Source organism: Pseudofrankia coriaricola, assembly GCF_001854805.1.
GTDB lineage: Bacteria > Actinomycetota > Actinomycetes > Frankiales > Frankiaceae > Pseudofrankia.
This window is the reverse complement of record NZ_MBLO01000220.1, coordinates 160,664-177,877: the sequence shown is the minus strand read 5'-3', so window position 1 is coordinate 177,877 and position 17,214 is coordinate 160,664. Positions and strand designations below refer to the sequence as shown.

General features: G+C 72.5%; 11 protein-coding genes. 4 read left to right on the top strand and 7 right to left on the bottom strand.

Annotated elements, in window-relative coordinates; translation table 11 throughout:
* Positions 1 to 69: 69 nt before the first annotated feature.
* Positions 70 to 1,266 carry an EAL domain-containing protein gene (locus tag BCD48_RS26235; protein WP_071051024.1) on the bottom strand — a complete coding sequence of 399 codons (1,197 nt, stop codon included), beginning with the start codon at positions 1,264 to 1,266 and terminating at the stop codon, positions 70 to 72.
* A 144-nt stretch (positions 1,267 to 1,410) separates the two neighbouring features.
* Positions 1,411 to 1,878 (bottom strand): nuclear transport factor 2 family protein, encoded by a 468-nt coding sequence (locus tag BCD48_RS26230; protein WP_071051023.1) that lies wholly within the window; start codon positions 1,876 to 1,878, stop codon positions 1,411 to 1,413.
* Between the two features lie 365 nt (positions 1,879 to 2,243).
* Between BCD48_RS26230 and mdlC the strand changes: the two genes are divergently transcribed.
* Complete coding sequence (gene mdlC, locus BCD48_RS26225) at positions 2,244 to 3,827, top strand: benzoylformate decarboxylase (protein WP_241841995.1); 1,584 nt, start codon at positions 2,244 to 2,246, stop codon at positions 3,825 to 3,827.
* 501 nt (positions 3,828 to 4,328) lie between these two features.
* On the top strand, positions 4,329 to 5,099 hold the full coding sequence (locus tag BCD48_RS26220) for a hypothetical protein (protein WP_083419207.1): 771 nt from the start codon (positions 4,329 to 4,331) through the stop codon (positions 5,097 to 5,099).
* Between the two features lie 147 nt (positions 5,100 to 5,246).
* Here BCD48_RS26220 and BCD48_RS26215 read toward each other — a convergent pair whose 3' ends face one another.
* The gene (locus tag BCD48_RS26215) at positions 5,247 to 6,131 is read right to left on the bottom strand and encodes a DUF1353 domain-containing protein (RefSeq protein WP_198543389.1); all 885 of its coding nucleotides are present in this window, start codon (positions 6,129 to 6,131) and stop codon (positions 5,247 to 5,249) included.
* A gap of 267 nt (positions 6,132 to 6,398) precedes the next feature.
* Between BCD48_RS26215 and BCD48_RS26210 the strand changes: the two genes are divergently transcribed.
* On the top strand, positions 6,399 to 7,976 hold the full coding sequence (locus BCD48_RS26210; protein WP_071051020.1) for a class I adenylate-forming enzyme family protein: 1,578 nt from the start codon (positions 6,399 to 6,401) through the stop codon (positions 7,974 to 7,976).
* Between the two features lie 97 nt (positions 7,977 to 8,073).
* Here BCD48_RS26210 and BCD48_RS26205 read toward each other — a convergent pair whose 3' ends face one another.
* The 4 genes from BCD48_RS26205 to BCD48_RS26195 form a co-directional block, all read right to left on the bottom strand.
* Complete coding sequence (locus BCD48_RS26205; protein WP_071051019.1) at positions 8,074 to 10,545, bottom strand: protein kinase domain-containing protein; 2,472 nt, start codon at positions 10,543 to 10,545, stop codon at positions 8,074 to 8,076.
* 648 nt (positions 10,546 to 11,193) lie between these two features.
* Positions 11,194 to 12,597 (bottom strand): fibronectin type III domain-containing protein, encoded by a 1,404-nt coding sequence (locus tag BCD48_RS26200; RefSeq protein WP_071051018.1) that lies wholly within the window; start codon positions 12,595 to 12,597, stop codon positions 11,194 to 11,196.
* A gap of 404 nt (positions 12,598 to 13,001) precedes the next feature.
* Positions 13,002 to 13,166: a hypothetical protein gene (locus tag BCD48_RS51560; protein ID WP_157910564.1), complete on the bottom strand. Its 165-nt coding sequence runs from the start codon at positions 13,164 to 13,166 to the stop codon at positions 13,002 to 13,004.
* Between the two features lie 149 nt (positions 13,167 to 13,315).
* Positions 13,316 to 16,105, bottom strand: a complete 2,790-nt coding sequence (locus tag BCD48_RS26195) for a helix-turn-helix transcriptional regulator (RefSeq protein WP_071051017.1) — start codon at positions 16,103 to 16,105, stop codon at positions 13,316 to 13,318.
* 407 nt (positions 16,106 to 16,512) lie between these two features.
* Between BCD48_RS26195 and BCD48_RS49665 the strand changes: the two genes are divergently transcribed.
* The gene (locus tag BCD48_RS49665) at positions 16,513 to 17,163 is read left to right on the top strand and encodes an FHA domain-containing protein (protein ID WP_157910563.1); all 651 of its coding nucleotides are present in this window, start codon (positions 16,513 to 16,515) and stop codon (positions 17,161 to 17,163) included.
* Positions 17,164 to 17,214: the final 51 nt, after the last annotated feature.

Genomic DNA, 17,214 nt, shown 5'->3' with positions numbered 1-17,214 from the left:
TCTCGCCAGGGCGTGGACCGGGACGCGCGGGGAGGTCGGACGCCGGGCTCGACCTCCGCCGGGAGGCACTCACGGCAGGGTGGGCGCTGGTTTCCCGAGCAGGTATCCCTGGCCGTATGAAATGCCGGCGCTCACTATGGCGTCGCGTTCAGCGGAAGTCTCGACCCCCTCGGCGACAACCGTTCCGTCGATCTCGCGGGCCAGCTGGACCAGGCCGGCGGCGAGAGCGCGACGAGCGGGGTCGCGGTTGATGCCGCGGGTGAGGATGTGGTCGAGCTTGATGATGTCCGGGCGGAGCTTGACGAGCTGTTCCAGGCCGGAGTATCCGGTGCCGGTGTCGTCGATCGCGATATGGATGCCGAGTTCGTGGAGGTGGCGGATGGCCCGCATGGCGTCCGGCCTGGCGAGAGAGTTCTCGTGTTCGGTGATCTCGATGGTCAGGCGGTCGTGGCCGGGCAGGTCGTGGACGAAGTCGACCAGGCCCGCCGCGATCGTACTGGGCGAGGCGTTGACCGCGAGCTTCATGTCATCGGTGAGCTGGGGGAGCACGGCGACGGCACGCCTGATCGCGACCATTTCCAGTTCCACGGACAGCCCGACCAGATGGGCATCGAGGAACCAGTCCTCCGTGTTGTGAGGCCGACCGCAGCACCGGTTGGGGAAACGCGCCAGTGCCTCGACCGCGGTGACGCCGCCCGTGTCGAGCCGGACGATGGGCTGGTACACGATTCTCGGGCCGCCGGCGTCGATGAGATCGCTGATCGTCGACCACACCTGGCTGCGTGCCTCCCACATGTGCCGGAGGTCGAGCAGGGAGTCGCCGAGGAACGCGGCCGTCAGGCGCAGGAACTGGCTGTGGCGTTCCTGCTGCGCCGGTCGAGGCCGACGGGCCATGCAGAGCAGCATCCCGTAGGACTCGCCAGCCGGGTCGGTGAGAGCTGTCATCGCGTAGGCGCTGACCTTGAGACAGGCCAGAATGGTCGCGTTCCTCGTCCGCGGGTCCTGGGAGACATCGGGGGACATGGGCGGGAAAGAACCGTTCTCGACCCCGAGGTTGAGATCCCTGCAGTGCCGGATGGTGGTGCCGGGCGCCAGGCTGAATCTCTTTCCGTCGCCGGCGATGACCTGGACGACCAGCAGGTCGTCGTCCCACATGCCGAGGACCGCGACATCCATGTCCATGTGCAGGCGTAGCACGTCGAGCAGGTCTGTGACCTTCCTGTCCGGTGCGATCACCTTCGCGCGCGGCCCAAACGTCGTCATCATCACGTCACCATCGCGTCACCACCATGCCCCCGGTCAGGTCTGCCCGGGCGGCGGTCGGCCAACCATCCATCCGGCACCCGCGAAGCGGCGCGTCTCCAGCCGGCATCCTGACCGCGACGAGCCCGGACGACGCTGGGACCAGCGCTAGAAGCCCAGATCGCTCAGTCCCGGATGGCCGTCCGGGCGGCGACCCAGCGGCCAGTGGTACCTCCGGTCCTCCTCCCCGATCAGGAGGTCGTTGATGGAGGCGTGGCGAACGCGCATCAGCCCGTCGTCGTCGAACTCCCAGTTCTCGTTCCCGTAGGACCGGGACCAGTTCCCCGAATCGTCGTGGAACTCGTAGGCGAAGCGGACGGCGATGCGGTTCCCCCCGAATGCCCACAGCTCCTTGATGAGCCGATAGTCGAGTTCGCGGGACCACTTCCGAGTGAGGAACGCGACGATCTCCTCGCGCCCACGGATGAACTCCGCCCGGTTGCGCCACCGGCTGTCGACGGTGTACGCGAGCGCGACCTTGGCCGGGTCCCGAGTGTTCCAGGCATCCTCCGCGAGGCGTACCTTCTCGCGAGCGCCGTCCGCATTGAAGGGAGGCACCGGAGGTTTTGCCGTCATATTCTCTCCAACCCGATCTGTGTTGTCCTGGCGTGCCGCCACTCGCGGGTAGGCTCGGGGAGCCGCCACTGTTTTTCCGGAGTTGTTACCCCGGCGGCGGGGGAGATACCGCCCCGTGGCGACCGGCCCGCGCACGAATCGTCCGCGCCGCGGAGCCGACCCCGCCATCCTGTTTCCGGTCACCTTGGATCCTGGCTCGCGTGGCGACGGGGAGAACGGCGTGGCAGCATCCGGTGCGCCGGCCCGCCGTGGCCCGTCGCGCAGCGACCGACCGTACTGGCGACCGACCGCACTGACGTCCATCGAGCGTCCATCGAGCCGAGGCGGGCTGATAGTCGATGAGCCACGGATCAACTGTTCGCTCCGTGACGTACGACCTGCTGAGGTCGCTGGGGATGACCACCGTCTTCGGCAATCCGGGGTCGACGGAGGAGCCGTTCCTCCAGAATTTTCCGCCTGACTTCACCTATGTCCTCGGCCTGCAGGAGGCGTCCGTCATCGCCATGGCCGACGCCTTCGCGCAGGCCACCCGGCGGCCGGCGCTGGTGAACCTGCACTCCTCCGCGGGCCTCGGAAACGCCCTCGGCAACCTGGTCACGGCCTACCACGGCCACACCCCGCTGGTCGTCACCTCGGGTCAGCAACACCGCGAGCTGGTGATCGGCGAGCCCTACCTCGCCAACCGCGAGGCGACGACCATGCCGAAGCCGTGGGTGAAGTGGTCCTATGAGCCCGCCCGCGCCGAGGACGTTCCCGAGGCGTTCATGCGTGCCTACGCGATGGCGCTGCAGCCGCCGGCTGGCCCGGTCCACCTGTCCATACCGCTCGACGACTGGAATGTTCCCGTTGCCGGTCCGGCCGTCGTGCGCGGCGTGAGCACCGTCGTCGCGCCGGACATCGAGCGGCTGCGCGGCTTCGCCCAGCGCGTGGCCGCGAGCCGGCGTCCCGCGCTGGTGTTCGGTCCCGACGTCGACCGGGCGGGCGGCTGGCATGCCGCCGTCACGCTAGCGGAGAAGCTACGGGCATCGGTGTACGGCGCGCCGCTGCCGGACCGGGTCTCGTTCCCGGAAGACCATCCGCTGTACCAGGGCCCGCTGGGTCTTTCCCCGAAAGCGGTCAGCGACCGGCTGGCCGGGCATGACCTCGTGGTCGTCATCGGAGCGGAGGTGTTCCGCTACTACCCCTACGTGCCCGGCGACATTCTGCCTCCCGGTACCTCACTGCTGCATGTCACCGCGGACCCGGCGGTGGCGGCGTCGGCGCGCGTCGGCGACAGCATTCTCGGCGACCCCCGGACCGTCATCGAGCTCCTCACCGAGCTGGTGGCGCAGGACGCCCAGCGCACGCCCCCCGCGCCGATGCCCCGCCCGAGGACGCTGCCCACGACTCCCAGCAGGCCACTTACGGCGGCGGAGGTCCACGCCGCCGTCGGTGAGGCACGCCCGGCGCACGCCGTTCTCGTCTACGAGTCGACCTCGACGATGGCCCAGCAGGTCGAATGGCTGCCGACCGTCGAGCCCGACTCGTTCTTCGCGACGGCCAGCGGCGGTATCGGATGGGCGGTTCCGGCCGCGGTCGGCGTGGCGCTCGGCGACCGGGCCCGCGGCGTGCGCCGGCCGGTCATCGGCATGATCGGGGATGGTTCCTTCCAGTACTCCGTGCAGGCGGTCTGGACCGCCGCGCAGCACGCGCTGCCCATCGCGTACGTCGTCCTGCGCAACCGGGAGTACTCGGTTCTCAAGTCCTTCGCCGAGCTGGAGGACACGCCCGGCGTTCCGGGTCTTGACCTGCCGGGGCTGGATATCGCTTCGCTCGCGCGCGGTTTCGGCTGCCGGGGCGTCGACGTCGAGACCACCGGGGAACTGGAGAAAGAGCTTACCGTCGCGCTCGAGACCAGCACCCCCACCGTGATCGTGGTGGAGACCCAGCCGCAGCACGCCGCTCTCTAACGCGACGCCCGCCGCGCCCCTGGCTAATCGGCCGGGAAATGCGGCACGCCATGGGCTGGACTGAATTCCGTCCGGACGCGGCGATTCCGCACGGCCGGGACGGAGAACCTACACGGCCCGTCGTACTCGATCTATCGGCCGCCCGTCGGCCGTGCCGGCATGGCCGCGCATCCCCTCTGAGGCCCGACTCGCCGCGGCCTCGTCGCCCGCCCGACAGCTCGCCGGGCCCGCGACCTGCGCGGACGTCGCCGCCGGCCGCGGCGGGGCCGGGCGCCGCGGCCTCACCGGCTTCTACAGCGGTGTCAAGGGTGGCACCCTGAAACCCGGCGACAGGCTGGCCGGAGGAATTCTGCCGACGCCGTTCAACGCGCTTTCCTGTGTCTGGCGGATGACATTCCTTATATTGGCTCTGGCGCCGATTCTTCAGGCATTGTGTGGCCATCGATAACAGGGGTTATCACCGGCCGCGGGTGGCGGCTGGACCGACTTTCGGAGGTCGCGGTGCACAGCATCGGAGATGGCCGGCGGGTGCGCCGGGCGGTATGCGGAGGGCTGGTCGCGGCGGCTCTGGCCGTCGTCGGCACGGCGTGTCAGGACGGCGCGGTGGTGGCCGACCCGGCCGCGGCATCCCCGGCGGTGACCGCGCCGGCGAGCCCGTCGGCGTCGCCCACCGCCGTGCCGGCCCGCCAGCTGCGCGCGGGCGACTACGTGCTCACCGCGGGCCCGGAGACCGAGGGCTTCGAGAGCTCGGGCGGCGTCGAGGACGAGGACCCGGGCAACAGCGCGATGCGGGCCGAGATCGCCGCGTGCGTGGGCGTGAACGACTTCAACCCGCCGGCGCCGTCCGACGAGACCAACGGCGACACCTTCGTCAGCACCGAGGAATCAGAGTTCCAGGCCTCCAGCCGGGCGAAGATCCTTCCCGCCGAGCAGATCCGCCAGAACGCGCGGATCGTGAGCAGCCCGCGGTTCGGTGACTGCTACCGCGCCGCGCTCGAGGAGGCGCTCGCGGGTGAGGACGCCAATGGCTTCACCTACGAGATCGTCGCGGTCGAGACGCCCGCCCCGCCGCGTGGCGCCACGGCGTTCGTCCGGACCTCGATGGGCGTCACCGACGCGAACGGCACCTACGGCTACGTCCTGGACACGGTGTATTTCTACGCCGGCCAGGTGGCCGTGGAGCTGCAGGTCACCAACGTCCAGGACGTCCCTCCTCCCACCACCGAGCAGGGCCTGATCGACCAGATCGCCGGGAAGCTCACCGACCAGTAGCACCTCTGCCGAACCGCCAGAAGGCCCGTGGCATCGCCTCCGCCGGCGCCGCGGGCCATCTGGTGTTCGCCGTCCTCGCTCTCCTCGCCGGCCTCGCCCTCCTCGCCGGCCTCGCCGGCCGAGTGGCTGATCCCCGTCGTTGGGTCATCAGGAAGGCGACGACTCCGAGGACTCCGCCGGCCGTTCCGGCCGGGCCGAGAAGGTGAGAGCGACGTCGGTCGTGTTCGGCGGCTCACCGGCGTCGTGCGCTCCATCGGGCACGTTGGCGAGGTTCTTGGCGACGCTGGGGGCGAGGCCCTCGGGCCAGGAGACGAGCTTCTCCAGAACCCAGTAGACGCCCGAGAGCAGGATCACCGCCAGGGTCACATGCAGCAACACCGCCATCGCGATGCCGGTGATGGCCGCGGCCCGCCAGTAACGCGCCCAGAAGGCCGACAGCACCACCGGCACCGCGACCGCGGCCACCGCGCCGAACAGCAGCTCCTCCCACCACGGACGGTTTCCCATCCAGGGCAACACGTTCCAGACGTCGAACAGGTCGAGCGTCGCGAGGCTGCCGAGCGCGACCACGGCGGTGACCGTGAGCGCGGCAAGGACCCGCCACCACCAGCGGTGCCGCCGGGTGACCCACACCGTCCCCAGCTCCGCGCCCGTCCAGATCAGCCAGCGCCGGATGACCGGCGTGCCGAGCTCCTTCATGGCGCCCCGCAGGATCCGGTCCGCCTCCTCGCGGGTGACCGGCGGGCCGAGGTGGGTGGGGAGCTCGCCATCGGCGATCACCAGGCCGTCGTGCAGCAGGACGGCGGGCAGGTGGGAGCCCAGGCCGGGCACGAGCCAGGCGAACACCGAGGGAATCGAGGCCAGATCGGTCAGGAACGTCTCCGGGTCGGCGGGTACGACGAAGGGTTCGTCGTACCTCGGGTCCCAGTAGCCGAACTGGCGGATGACCTGGAACTCGTTCCCGTAGCGCCGCAGCACCAGCACCATCTCGCCGCCGGTCTCCACGTCGAAGAATCCCACCCGCCCGGCCACCTGACACTCCCCCTGACGAACCAGACGACGTTTTCCGGCTTCCTGGCGATCGTGGCACGCTCCGTCGACGCGCGCGGCCCGACCTCGGCGGCCGGCCCCAGGCGGCACGAGACCGTGCACCGGAGCCGTTCCCTGTGGTTCGCTGCTGGACGGTGTCGAGCCTCGGATCGACCGGGCGCGACGAAAGCGGGCCGGGGCCGAAGGCCGCGCGGCGACGGCGGGGCCTCGCGCCCGGAGCACTGCTCCAGACATGGGGAGAGTGGTCGCATGGTGTCATCGGGGCCGCCGCCGCGGCCGACCATTCCCGAGCTGCTCGGGCGCGCGGTGCGCGAGTTCGGCGAGACGCCGTACGTCGTCACGCCGACCGACCGCCTCACCTACGCCGAGGCGGATCGGCGTTCCGCGCTCGCCGCGCGCCGGCTGCTCGCCGCCGGGATGGGCAAGGGCTCGCGGGTCGGCCTGTTCTTCACCAACGACACCGAGTGGGTCACCTGGTGGCTCGCCGCCTCCCGCATAGGCGCGGTCGCCGTGCCGCTCAGCACGCTGTACACCCCGGCCGAGATCGGGAAGGTGCTGCGCCTGGCCGACGTCGGCCTGCTGGTCGCGCCCACCCAGGTGCTCAGGATCGACGTGGCCGAACGGCTTGAGGCGGCGCTTCCCGGCCTGTCCGGGCAGGAGCCCGGGCGCCTTCAAATGCCTTCGGCGCCCTACCTGCGCCGTATCGTGCTCACCTCGGCGTCCGACCGGCCGTGGGCAGATGCCTGGGACGCGGACTCCTGGGGTGAGGAGGGCCCGACCCTGGTCGGCCCCGAGATTCTCTCGGCTGTCGAGGCCGAGGTCACCCCGGCGGATCTGGCAATCATGATCCACACCTCGGGCTCGACCGCGGACCCGAAAGGCGTGCTGCATACCCACGGCACGGTCGTCCGCCAGACCTCCACCTGGTCCGCCGCCATCCGCGGCCTCACTGGCATCGACTGGGCGCCGAAGGTCCTCTGCGCGATGCCGTTCTTCTGGATAGGCGGCGTGCTGGCCGCGACCGGCGCGCTGCACGAGCCGGCCACCCTGCTGGTGCTCCCGCGGCTGGAAGCCGGGGCCGCGCTCGACCTGGCCGAGCGCGAACGGGCCAACGGAATCGTCGGCTGGCCGGCTTTCACCCAGCAGCTGCGTGAACACCCGACGTTCCCAGACCGGGACCTGAGCAGCGCCCCCATGCTGACGAGCGGCCCGCTGGACCTCGCGATGAACAACGTTCCGGACGGTTTCCCGACCCACCGCAGCCTCACCGAGACCGCCGGCAGCTTCGCGTTCACCGAAACCCGAATCGTCCTCGACGACGGCGGCCCGGCGCCGACAGGCACCATGGGCGAGCTGCTCATCCGTGGCATCGGTGTGATGGCCGGCTACAACAAGCGCGAACGCGCCGACGTCTTCGACGCGGACGGCTGGTACCACACCGGCGACAAGGTCTACCGCAAGAACGGCGACCCGCGCCTGTTCTACGTCGGCCGGACCAGCGAGCTCATCAAGGCCGCCGGCGCCAACGTCTCGCCGCTGGAGGTCCAGGCCGTGATCGAGACCTTCGACGACGTCGCGCAGTGCGTCGTCCTCGGCGTCGACCACCCGTCCCGCGGCGAGGAGGTGTGTGCCGTCGTCGTCTCGGCGTCCGAGGCCGTCGATGTCGACGTGGAGTCGCTCGCGGCCCGCGCCCGCGAGCAGCTCTCCAGCTACAAGGTCCCCACCCGTTGGATCCTCGCGACCAGCGCCGAGATCCCCACGCTGCCCTCCGGCAAGCTCAACCGCCGCGGCCTGCACGCCCTGATCGCCGACGGCTCCCTGAAATAGCGCCGTCGGTACCCGCGGTGCGCCATGGGATTCACGGCTCCAGACCGCGCGGTCCTCGGCGAGCAGGCCGGCCGACAGCCATTTATGGGGCTGGTCGTCAGGTCTTGGACGTCGATGGTGCTGGAGCCGACGTCGACGGGTCGGGCGGAGTAGTGCTGGGGTCTGGCGAAGGTTCCCTATAGGCGGTGACCTCCGCGCTCTGCCCGGCTGGGTTACGCGTCGCGATCGTGACCTTGTTAAGGACGTTGCCGGCGTTGTATTCAAACGTATAACTCGTCCCCGTCATGATGATTTCGCTCACCCAACTCGACATGCTGTGCGAGAGGTAGATCCGGACAACATAGTCGACGACCACCCCGGTGCCGCCGGTCCGAGCCGCCGGGCTCCATCTGGCGGTGTACGACTTGTATGAGTCGGCGCGGATCGTGACGTTACTTGGGGCGGAGGGAGTAACACATCCAAGGGCCGCGGCCGTCGCGGTGGGAGACGTGCCTGCGGCGTTGCTGGCGCGGGCGCTGACCGTGGAACGGGCGCAGCCGTCGACCTGGATGGTGACAGTTCCGGGGGAAGGCAGCGACTTGGTGCCACCCGGGTCGGCGGTGATGACGTAGGTCGTCGGCGCGCCGCCACTGGTGGGCGCCCTGATCGTCACCTGCACACCGCCGGACACCGATACGACCCGCATACCCGGCGTGCCGGGTGGTTGTAGCGTCGGTGCATCGCCTTGCGGGGCGGTGCTCGTGCCGCCCGTGTTCCCGGTGCCTCCGCCCGGCTGGACGCCATTTGACTGGCCTGAGTCGTTTGACTGGTCCGAGCCATCTGACTGGCCCGCGCTGCCGCCTGAGGACGGGGCACCGCCTCGGCCTGAGGTGGTCCCGCCGGCCGGCCGGCTCTGTCCCGTGCGTACCGGGCCCCGCCCCGCGGCGCCGATCGCGTCCACACCGCCCGGCGACGAGACGTCGCCGCCTCCGGTCGTGCCCCCGTCGCCCCCGGCGTTCCTGTCCTTGCCCGACGGCGCGTCGACGGTCGCGCCGTTGGTGACGTCCTGCCCGTCGGACGTCAGGTAGGTGTCGCGGTCGGAGGCGCGCAGGGCGAGCGGGACGGTGATGCCGGCCAGCGCCACCATCGCGACAAGCGCGACGATCGCCGGCGCGAGGCGCTTCGACCGGTCCGCCGACCTCTGGGCGGCTCCCCGGCGTGGCAGGACGCGTGACCCACGCCGTCTCGTAAGAGATGGCGGCTCCCCGCCTCCGGGCAGCGCGACGACTGGCTCCAGCCCGGACAGGTCGCCGGCCGGATCGTCGTACGGCGCCGCGGCGCCAGACGCGCCGGACGGCGCGGACCCGGCGACCAACGTCGGGTAGTCGGACAGGGTCGCGCCCGTGCCCACGCCGGCCGGCGCGTCGGCCGAGACCGCCCGTCGCGCGGTCCCCGGCCCCGTCGCGGGCTTCGTGAGCCGTATGCCCCCAGGCGCCGCCGCGGCGGAGCCGGCGCCGACCGCCATCGCGGTGTCACCAGAACCGCCCATGCTCTGGCCGACGCCGACGCCGACGCCGACGCCCGCCGCGCCGGCGTGCCAGCCGTCGAGGGCGCGAGCGACGGCCGAGCGCTGGTCGGCTATGGGTTCCGCGTCGCCGAGCAGGCGCAGCAGCAGGCCGGTCGCGGTGGGGCGTTCGTCGGGGTTCTTGCGGAACGCCTGGCGCACCAACTCGACGATGCCGTCCGGCACGCCGGTCAGGTCCGGGTCGTCATGGATGACCCGGTAGAGCAGCGCGATTGGCTCGGCCTCGCCGAACGGGGGCCGGCCGGTGGCGGCGTAGAGCATCACGCCGGCCCACGCGAAGATGTCGGCGGCCGCTCCCACCTTGCCGCCACGGATCTGCTCGGGGGCCATGTAGGCGGGGGTGCCGATCCGGGTCACGTCCTGGCTGACCATCGTCGTCGCGCCGAGCGTCGAGGCGATGCCGAAGTCGATGACCCGTGGCCCGGACGGCCCGAGTAGCACGTTCGACGGCTTCAGGTCGCGGTGCGCGATGCCGGCCGCGTGGATCGCGGTCAACGCCGCGGCCATGCTGACGCCGAGGCGCTCCAGGTCGCTCTCGGCCAGCGGGCCGTCCGCGGCGACGGCCTCCCCCAGAGTCGGCCCGGGGATGAACTCGGTGACCAGGTAGGGGAGGTTCGCGTCCGGGTCGGCGTCGACCACCTCCGCGGTGCAGAACTTGGCCACCCGCCGCACGTGCGCCGTCTCCCGGCCGAACCGCGTCCGGAACTCGGGCACCCGCGCGTAGTCGGAGCGGATCACCTTCACCGCGACCCGGCGCCCCTCGGGCGACTCGCCCAGGAACACCGACCCCATCCCGCCCTCGCCGAGCAGCCGCAGAACGCGGTACCTGCCGATCAGCTCCGGATCCCCGCCACGCAGCGAAAACCCAGGCTCGGCGGAGGTCTCGGCGTCATCTATAACAGGACCGGCGCTGTCCGCGGGGACGGGTTCCGCCTCCGCGGCGGCCGCCTTCTCGAAAACCGCGTCCGACAGGACCACGTCTGTGTCGGCGGTTTCCGCCTTCATAGAGGCGGCATCCGCCTGGTCGGAGCCCGCGCCCGTGGCGGCGACGTCCGCGGCGGCGTCCGTGCTTGTCGCGGCTTCGGACTGGATCTCGTTAATCTTGCCCCCCGTGCAACCAGACCGCCGGCTCCATGTGGCGCCTCCTGCGTGCGCCACCCACCGGCACTGGAAAAGTATGTTTACGGACGAAGAATGCGGCGTCCGGCAAACGCGACCCCCGTCGCCCCCGTTTCCAGCCAAGATGGTGTCCGCACCCCGACGCGCTCGGATCTCAGTGTGCAGCACGGAACGGCGCAGGAACGGCGCACCACGGGGCGCTCACGGCCATGTTGGCAACGCGGAAACAACAATCCAAGAAAACAGCAACTCGAGATGGGTGTTCGCCTGTGTCCAGGCCGACGGCCGCCGGTGGCCCCGGGACCGGCCGCGGGCGGCCGACAGGTGCAGCCCGGCGGGTGGCCTCCGTCCGGGGACGGCGAGGTTACTGCCGTTCGCCTGTGCGCGCAGGTCGATCCAGGGCACGGTGTTGATCGACGTCATGGCGGGCTGGTGGGCGATCCGCGCCGGGTCGTTGACAGCCGCGGTCGGCGCCGGGCTCCGCGACAGCGGCGTCGGTGCTGGGCGATCACAACGGATTGGATGTTCGGTATCTCAGGCTTCGGGTGGGCCCGGAGTCAGGGGCGTCACGCTGGTGACGTCCGTGGGGCCGCTGCCGCGGTAAACGACTACCTCAGCGCTTTCACCAGCGGGATTGCGCGCCGCGACGGTGATCTTGATGTATGGGTCGCGACCGGACGCGTTGCTCCGCAGATAGCTGGTACCCGTCACCGTATAGCTACTCACGGAGGTGACGTTTTCCGACGATATGTAGACCCGGACGATGTAGTCGACCGCCACACCCGTGCCGCCCGTCTCCGTCGGAGCGGTCCAGGACACCAGGTTGTGCCCGGTGGGATCGCTCGCCTGTGGCGGCAGCTTGGTCAGAGTGACGTTGCGAGGCACTGAGGGCGCGACGCAGCCGACGAGCGTGCGACTGGCCGCGGCCGACGTGCCGGCGGCATTGGTGGCGCGTGCGCTGACAGCCGTCTGCGCGCAGCTGTCGACCTGAATGGTGACCGTGCCCGGAGCTGACAGCGACGTGGTGCCGCCCGGGTCGGCCGTGACGACGTAGCTCGACGCGATCCCGCCACCCGTCGGCTCGGTGATCGTCACCTCGACGCCGCCCGGCACCGGGCGGGCCTGCATCCCTGGCGCACCGGGCACCTGCGGCGCCGGGGCGCCCGCGTTGCTCTGGGGGTTGGCGCCCACGCCCGAGCCGTCAGAGCCGCCGTTGCCACCGGGCTGCTGGGTACCCGGGCCGTTCGGCTGGCGCGTGCCGCCACCGGACGGCGAGGTGCCGCTTCCCCGGACGGTGGCCCCGGTGCTGGGCGGGCTCTGGCCGGACCGTGCAGAACTCTGTCCCGGGAGGGTGACCGACCCGCCGGCCGCGTCCTCGGCCCTGCCCGGCGGAGCTGCCACGGTCGCGCCGCCATCGGTGACGTCAGGTCCGCTGGATGTCAGATAGGCGTTCCGGTCGGCGGTGCGCAGGGCGAGGGGAACCGTGACGCCGGCCAGTGTCACCAGAACGACAAGCGTGATGATCGCCGGCACCGGCAGCACAGGGCGCTTCGACCGGCCAGACGCGAACCATGCCGTGCCGCGGCGCGGGCCGCGCCGTCCGGCGAAGGGTGGGGAGGAGCCACTGCCCTGCCACGCGGCGATCGGCTCCAGCCCGGACAGATCGGTGGCCAGGTCCTCGCTCGGCGCCGGTACTTCGGCGTCATCGACAACTGGGCTGGCCCCGTCCGCGAGGACAGGCTCCGCCTCAGCCACGACCGCCTTCGCGGAAACCGCTCCCGCGACGTCCGCGTCCGTCTGAGCGGACTCGCCGCCTGGAGTCACCGCCTCGGCGGCGGCAGGCTCCTCCTGAGCGGTGTCCTGGCCCGTGGAAGCGGAGTCGAGGTCCCCGGCGGCGGCGTCCGCGATCGTCGTGGCTTCGGACTGGGTCTCGCTCATGGTGCCCCCCGTGCGACGAGGCCGCCGGCTCTCGCGCGGCGTGGTCTGCGGGCGCCGCGCCCACCGGCGCCGGCGAAAGTATTCGTGCGGACGGAGAATGCGACGTCCGGTGGACGCGGTACTGCCGACCCTCGTTTCCGTCGACTCTCGCTACCGGTCAAGATGGCGTCCACCCCGACGCGCCCTGATCCTACTGTGTAGCACAGAACGGCACGCGACCGGCGAACCTCGAATCGACCGCGACCGTGCCAGCAACACGAAAACAAAATTCCAGGAACATAGCAACTCGCGGCGGCTGTCCGGCCGCCGGTGGGAAAGCAGCCACCGGTCGCTCGTGAGTCGACGTCGTGCCGCGACCGCGTCGTTCGCCGCCCGCGGCGCGACCACCGGCGCGGACCGTCCCGTCAACCGGCGGTGCCAGGGGGCGGTGCCGGCGCGGCTGCCTGCTCGAGGAGCTGGAGGAGCTCCATCCACCCGGAGAACGGGTGGGTGTCCTGGTCGCCGTCGAGCTGGACGTCGCCATGGGGGCGGCCGTCGGCGGCGCGGTGCAGCGTGACGATGACCCGCATCGTGAGGTTCCTTCTGGCAGGGCACGGAGGTCGACCTGTGCCGCGAGGCCGACGGGAAGGTCTGACGGTAGCCCCGTGGACCCGCCGCCGGCACCGGGATTTGCACGGGCTTTTCCACGGGGCCGCGCCCCGAGCACACGCCCGGACGCTCAGCCGGCCGGCGGCCGCTGCAGAAGCGCGGTGGCGAGCTGGGCGCGGCGCAGGCCGAGCTTCGCGTAGACGTTGCTGAGGTGGAACTCGATGGTGCGTACGGACAGCACCATCTGGTCGGCTATCTCGTTGTTCGACAGGCCCTCGGCGGCCAGCCGGGCGACGTTGAGCTCCTGGGCGGTGAGGCGGCTGGTCGGGAGGGTGGACCGGGCCGGCGCGGGCGCGCCGGGCGCGTCGCGGTCGGCCAGCCGGGCCTCGCAGCGCGTCAGGTGGGGAACGGCGCCGAGGCCGGCGAACCGCTCGCGGGCGGCGCGCAGCGCGGCGACGGCTTCGGCCGACCGGCCCTCGGCGAGCAGGAACGTCCCGTGGTCGTACTCCAGCAGGGCGCGTTCGAAGGGCAGCGGCAGGCCGGCGGCCAGCTCGGCGGCCTGCCGGTAGGCGCGGGCGGCGGCCGCGCGGTCGCCCCGGGCCCGCCAGACGGCGGCGCGGACCCGCAGGCCGGCGAGCCGGGCGGAGCGGTGCCGTCGGGCCGCGGCCGCGTTCTCCCACGGGACGAGGACCCGGTGGGCCTCGTCGGGGCGGCCGAGATGGGCGAGAGCCTCGGCGTACAGCGGTCGCCACGGCAGCGCGCTCGGCTCGATCGGGTCCTGGCCGCCGGCGGGCGCGCCGTCGAACCAGGCGAGGGCGGCCACCATCGCGGCATGGTCGTCGGCGGCGTGCGCGATCCGCGCCCGCGTGATCGCCAGCGTCTCCGCCGGCGCGTCGATGCTCGCCGCGAAGACGGTCTCCGCCTGCCGCAGGTAGGTGGCCGTCTCGGCGGCCCCGCGCCCCGCGAGCGGTATCACGGTCCAGCAGAGCAGCGGGCCGGCGAGCCAGCCCTGCTCGCTGTCGAGGGCGATGGACGCGCCGAGCGCGCCGTGCGCGACCGAGTCGTCCCAGTGGCCCAGCTGGTACTCCGCGATCGACAGGCTGAGCAGCGCGGACAGTCCGATGCCGAGGGTGGGCTGGCCGCGGCGCAGCAGGGCCGCGGCCGCCCGCAGCTCGCCCAGAGCCGCGACCGGCTGGTCCAGGGCCAGCAGGAGGTTGCCGCGCATCAGGCGGACCGCGCCGGCGGCCTCGCCGTCGGCCTGGCCCGGGCCGAGCCGCGCCGCGGCGGCGTCGACCAGGGCGCGGGCCTGGTCGATGCGACCGCAGCTCAGGTTGGCGGTGACGGCCAGATGGCCGAGCACGTACGGGGGGTGCAGCGCCGCGCCCTCGTCGGCGTCGGCGGCCCGCTCGGCCCAGGTGGCGGCCGCGTCGTAGCTGCCGTGCCGGATCATGGCGATCACCAGGGACTCGGCGACGAGCCGGGCCAGCGGCGCCCGCGGGGTCTGCTCGAGCTCGGCCCAGGCACGCCGCAGCGCGGCGGTGCCGCTGGGGAAGTCGCCGTGGACCAGCGCGAGCGCCCCGGACACGAAGTGCCGGCGGGCCGGGTCCGCGGGCGGGCCCGCGGCGGCGACCGCGCGGGTCACCGCCTCGACCTGCCCGCCGTAGACGCCGACCATGACCGCGTTCGTCAGGTACTCGTCGCGGCCGGCCCCGTCGGCCGTCAGCCGCGTGGCGGCGAGCCACAGCTCGGCGGCCGCCGCCCACCTGCCCGCCCGCGCCTGGCCGGCGGCCTCGGCGGCCACATCGGCGGCGAGCTCCTCGTCGGCCAGCGGCGACGCCTCGATCCGGTGGCGCAGCCGGGYCGGGGGATCCTCGACGACCCGCGCGGCCTCGCGGTGCATCGCGCCGCGCCGCGCCGGCCCGAGGTCGTGGTAGATCGCCGCACGGACCAGCGGGTGCCCGAACGTGACCCGCGTGCCCGCGCCGTCGGGCAGCTCGGTCAGCAGACCGGCGACGACCGCTGGCTCCAGGGCCGTCAGCGGGTCGTCGACCTCGCCCAGGCGGGCCGCGTCGGCGAGCTGGCAGGAACGGCCCAGCACCGCCGCGGCGACGACCAGGCGCTGTGTCTCTGGCGGGCAGCCGGCGAGCCGTCCCAGCACCACCAGGCCGAAGGAGCGCGGCGCGGGCAACCGGTCGCCGTGGCCGGCGAGCGCCTCCGCCGGCAGTTCCTCGATCAGCGTCCGGGCGTGCAGTGGGTTGCCGCCGGTGAGGTCGTGCACCCGCTCGGCCAGCCTGGCCGAGATCGGGCCGGCCCCCACCGCCGCGGCGAGCGCCCGGATCGCCTCGACCGGCAGCCCCGCCAGGCGCAGCCGCCGGCCGGCTTCGGCGGACAGCCTGCGCAGGCTGTCCGACATCACTGCCGCCACGCCGGTGGGAACCGTGCACAGGCACAGCACCGGGTCCGCGCGCAGCCGCCGCAGCGCGAACGCCAGCACCTGCTGCGACGGGGTGTCCGCCCACGGGACATCATCGACCACGACGACCGTGAGCCGCCCGGCCGCGCCCCATCGGCCGACCAGCGACACCAACGCGCTGCCGACCCGCATGGGGTCGGCCGTGTCGGTGCCCGCCCGTGCCAGCTGGTCCAGCGGCGGCGGCGCCTCGTCGGTGAGCCCCGCGACGAGCTGCCCCACCACTCCCAGCGGCACCGACTGCTCGGCTTCGTCGCCGCTGGCGTGGAGCACCCGCGGGTCTGTGTCGGCGCCGTCGCCCAGGCCGTCGAGGAAGCGTCGGACCAGGGCGGTCTTGCCGGCCCCGGGCTCGCCCTCCACCATCACCACCCGCAGCCGGCCGGGGCGGGCCCGAGCCAGCTCGCCCGCGAGAAATGCCAGCTCCGCCTCGCGCCCCACGAAGTCGTCCACCGAGCGCCGCCCGCCTTCTCACGCCGCGCGAACCCGACGGCCGCCGGTCGTGACCGCGATGTTTCTAGAACGCCGCGGCCCGAGACACGCCGCACGGCGGCGCCGGCACGACAAATGCCGCCACGGAGCCACCGTCAACCCTCACCCTGGAATACACGGTATGCGCGCGGGCGGGTCCCCGCGAGATGTTTCCGCCAGTGGACGGGGGCGTTCCGGGGCGTGCAATGCCCGTGGCCGACGGTGTGCCCGTGGAAATACCGGACCCTGAATCCCCGTGGTCGGCGCCGTCCTCGGCGGGCTTTCGTCTTCCTACCATCGTGATCGGCCGAGGTCCAGCTCGTCCGAGCATGCCGTCCGGGTCCGGTTACCGGAGGCCACCGGACCTCGCCAGCGCGGAGGGAGGACGCATGAGGGGGCGTTTGGCGCCGTCTGGCCCTACGAACGGCGCCGCCGGCCACCCGGGGCCCGGTGGGCGCGCGGCCCCCGCCGCGCGCGGTGACGCAGCCCGCGGTGACGCAGCCCGCGGTGACGTGGCCGGGGGCGACGTAGCCGGGGGCGTGGCTGTCCGCCTCGGCTGGAACACCGCCGGCTGGGACGCGCGCGGTGAGGCCGACAGTGTCTCCATGCCGCCGGGGCGGACCCTGGTCGTCGGCCGCGGCGCGGAGTGCGACCTGCGCGTGCCCGGCGGCCAGGTCTCGCGCCGTCACCTGAGGCTCGTTGCGTCGAACGAGGGCTGGACCGCCGTGGACGTCAGCCGCAACGGGACCTGGCACGCGGGCGAGCGGGTGCGCCGGGTCGAGATCCGCGCGGAGTGCCGGTTGCGGCTCGGCGCGGCCGACGGACCCGAGATCGTCGTGACTCCGCTCGCCCTGCCAGCCGCCGCTCGGCCGCCGGTGCCGCCGGTGCCGCGGGCGTCGAGCGTTGCCTCTCCCGTCCGCCTCGACCCCGGCGCCGTCTCGCCCGGGGAGCTGGCCGCCTTGACCGTGCCGGGTCTGCTCCTATGCCGTCTCGAGCCCGGGCCCGGCCGCGCGCGCCGCCGGCCTGGCCGGTCCCGCTGACCGGTCCGCAACCATCTCGGGGGACTACATGCTCATCGACCGGGCGCGGTT

Bases quoted from the DNA above. Each gene is read 5' to 3' on its own strand.
- BCD48_RS26235 (WP_071051024.1), bottom strand. From the start codon at position 1,266: ATGATGACGACGTTTGGGCCGCGCGCGAAGGTGATCGCACCGGACAGG.
- BCD48_RS26230 (WP_071051023.1), bottom strand. From the start codon at position 1,878: ATGACGGCAAAACCTCCGGTGCCTCCCTTCAATGCGGACGGCGCTCGC.
- BCD48_RS26210 (WP_071051020.1), top strand. From the start codon at position 6,399: ATGGTGTCATCGGGGCCGCCGCCGCGGCCGACCATTCCCGAGCTGCTC.
- BCD48_RS26205 (WP_071051019.1), bottom strand. From the start codon at position 10,545: ATGAAGGCGGAAACCGCCGACACAGACGTGGTCCTGTCGGACGCGGTT.
- BCD48_RS26200 (WP_071051018.1), bottom strand. From the start codon at position 12,597: ATGAGCGAGACCCAGTCCGAAGCCACGACGATCGCGGACGCCGCCGCC.
- BCD48_RS51560 (WP_157910564.1), bottom strand. From the start codon at position 13,166: ATGCGGGTCATCGTCACGCTGCACCGCGCCGCCGACGGCCGCCCCCAT.
- BCD48_RS49665 (WP_157910563.1), top strand. From the start codon at position 16,513: ATGAGGGGGCGTTTGGCGCCGTCTGGCCCTACGAACGGCGCCGCCGGC.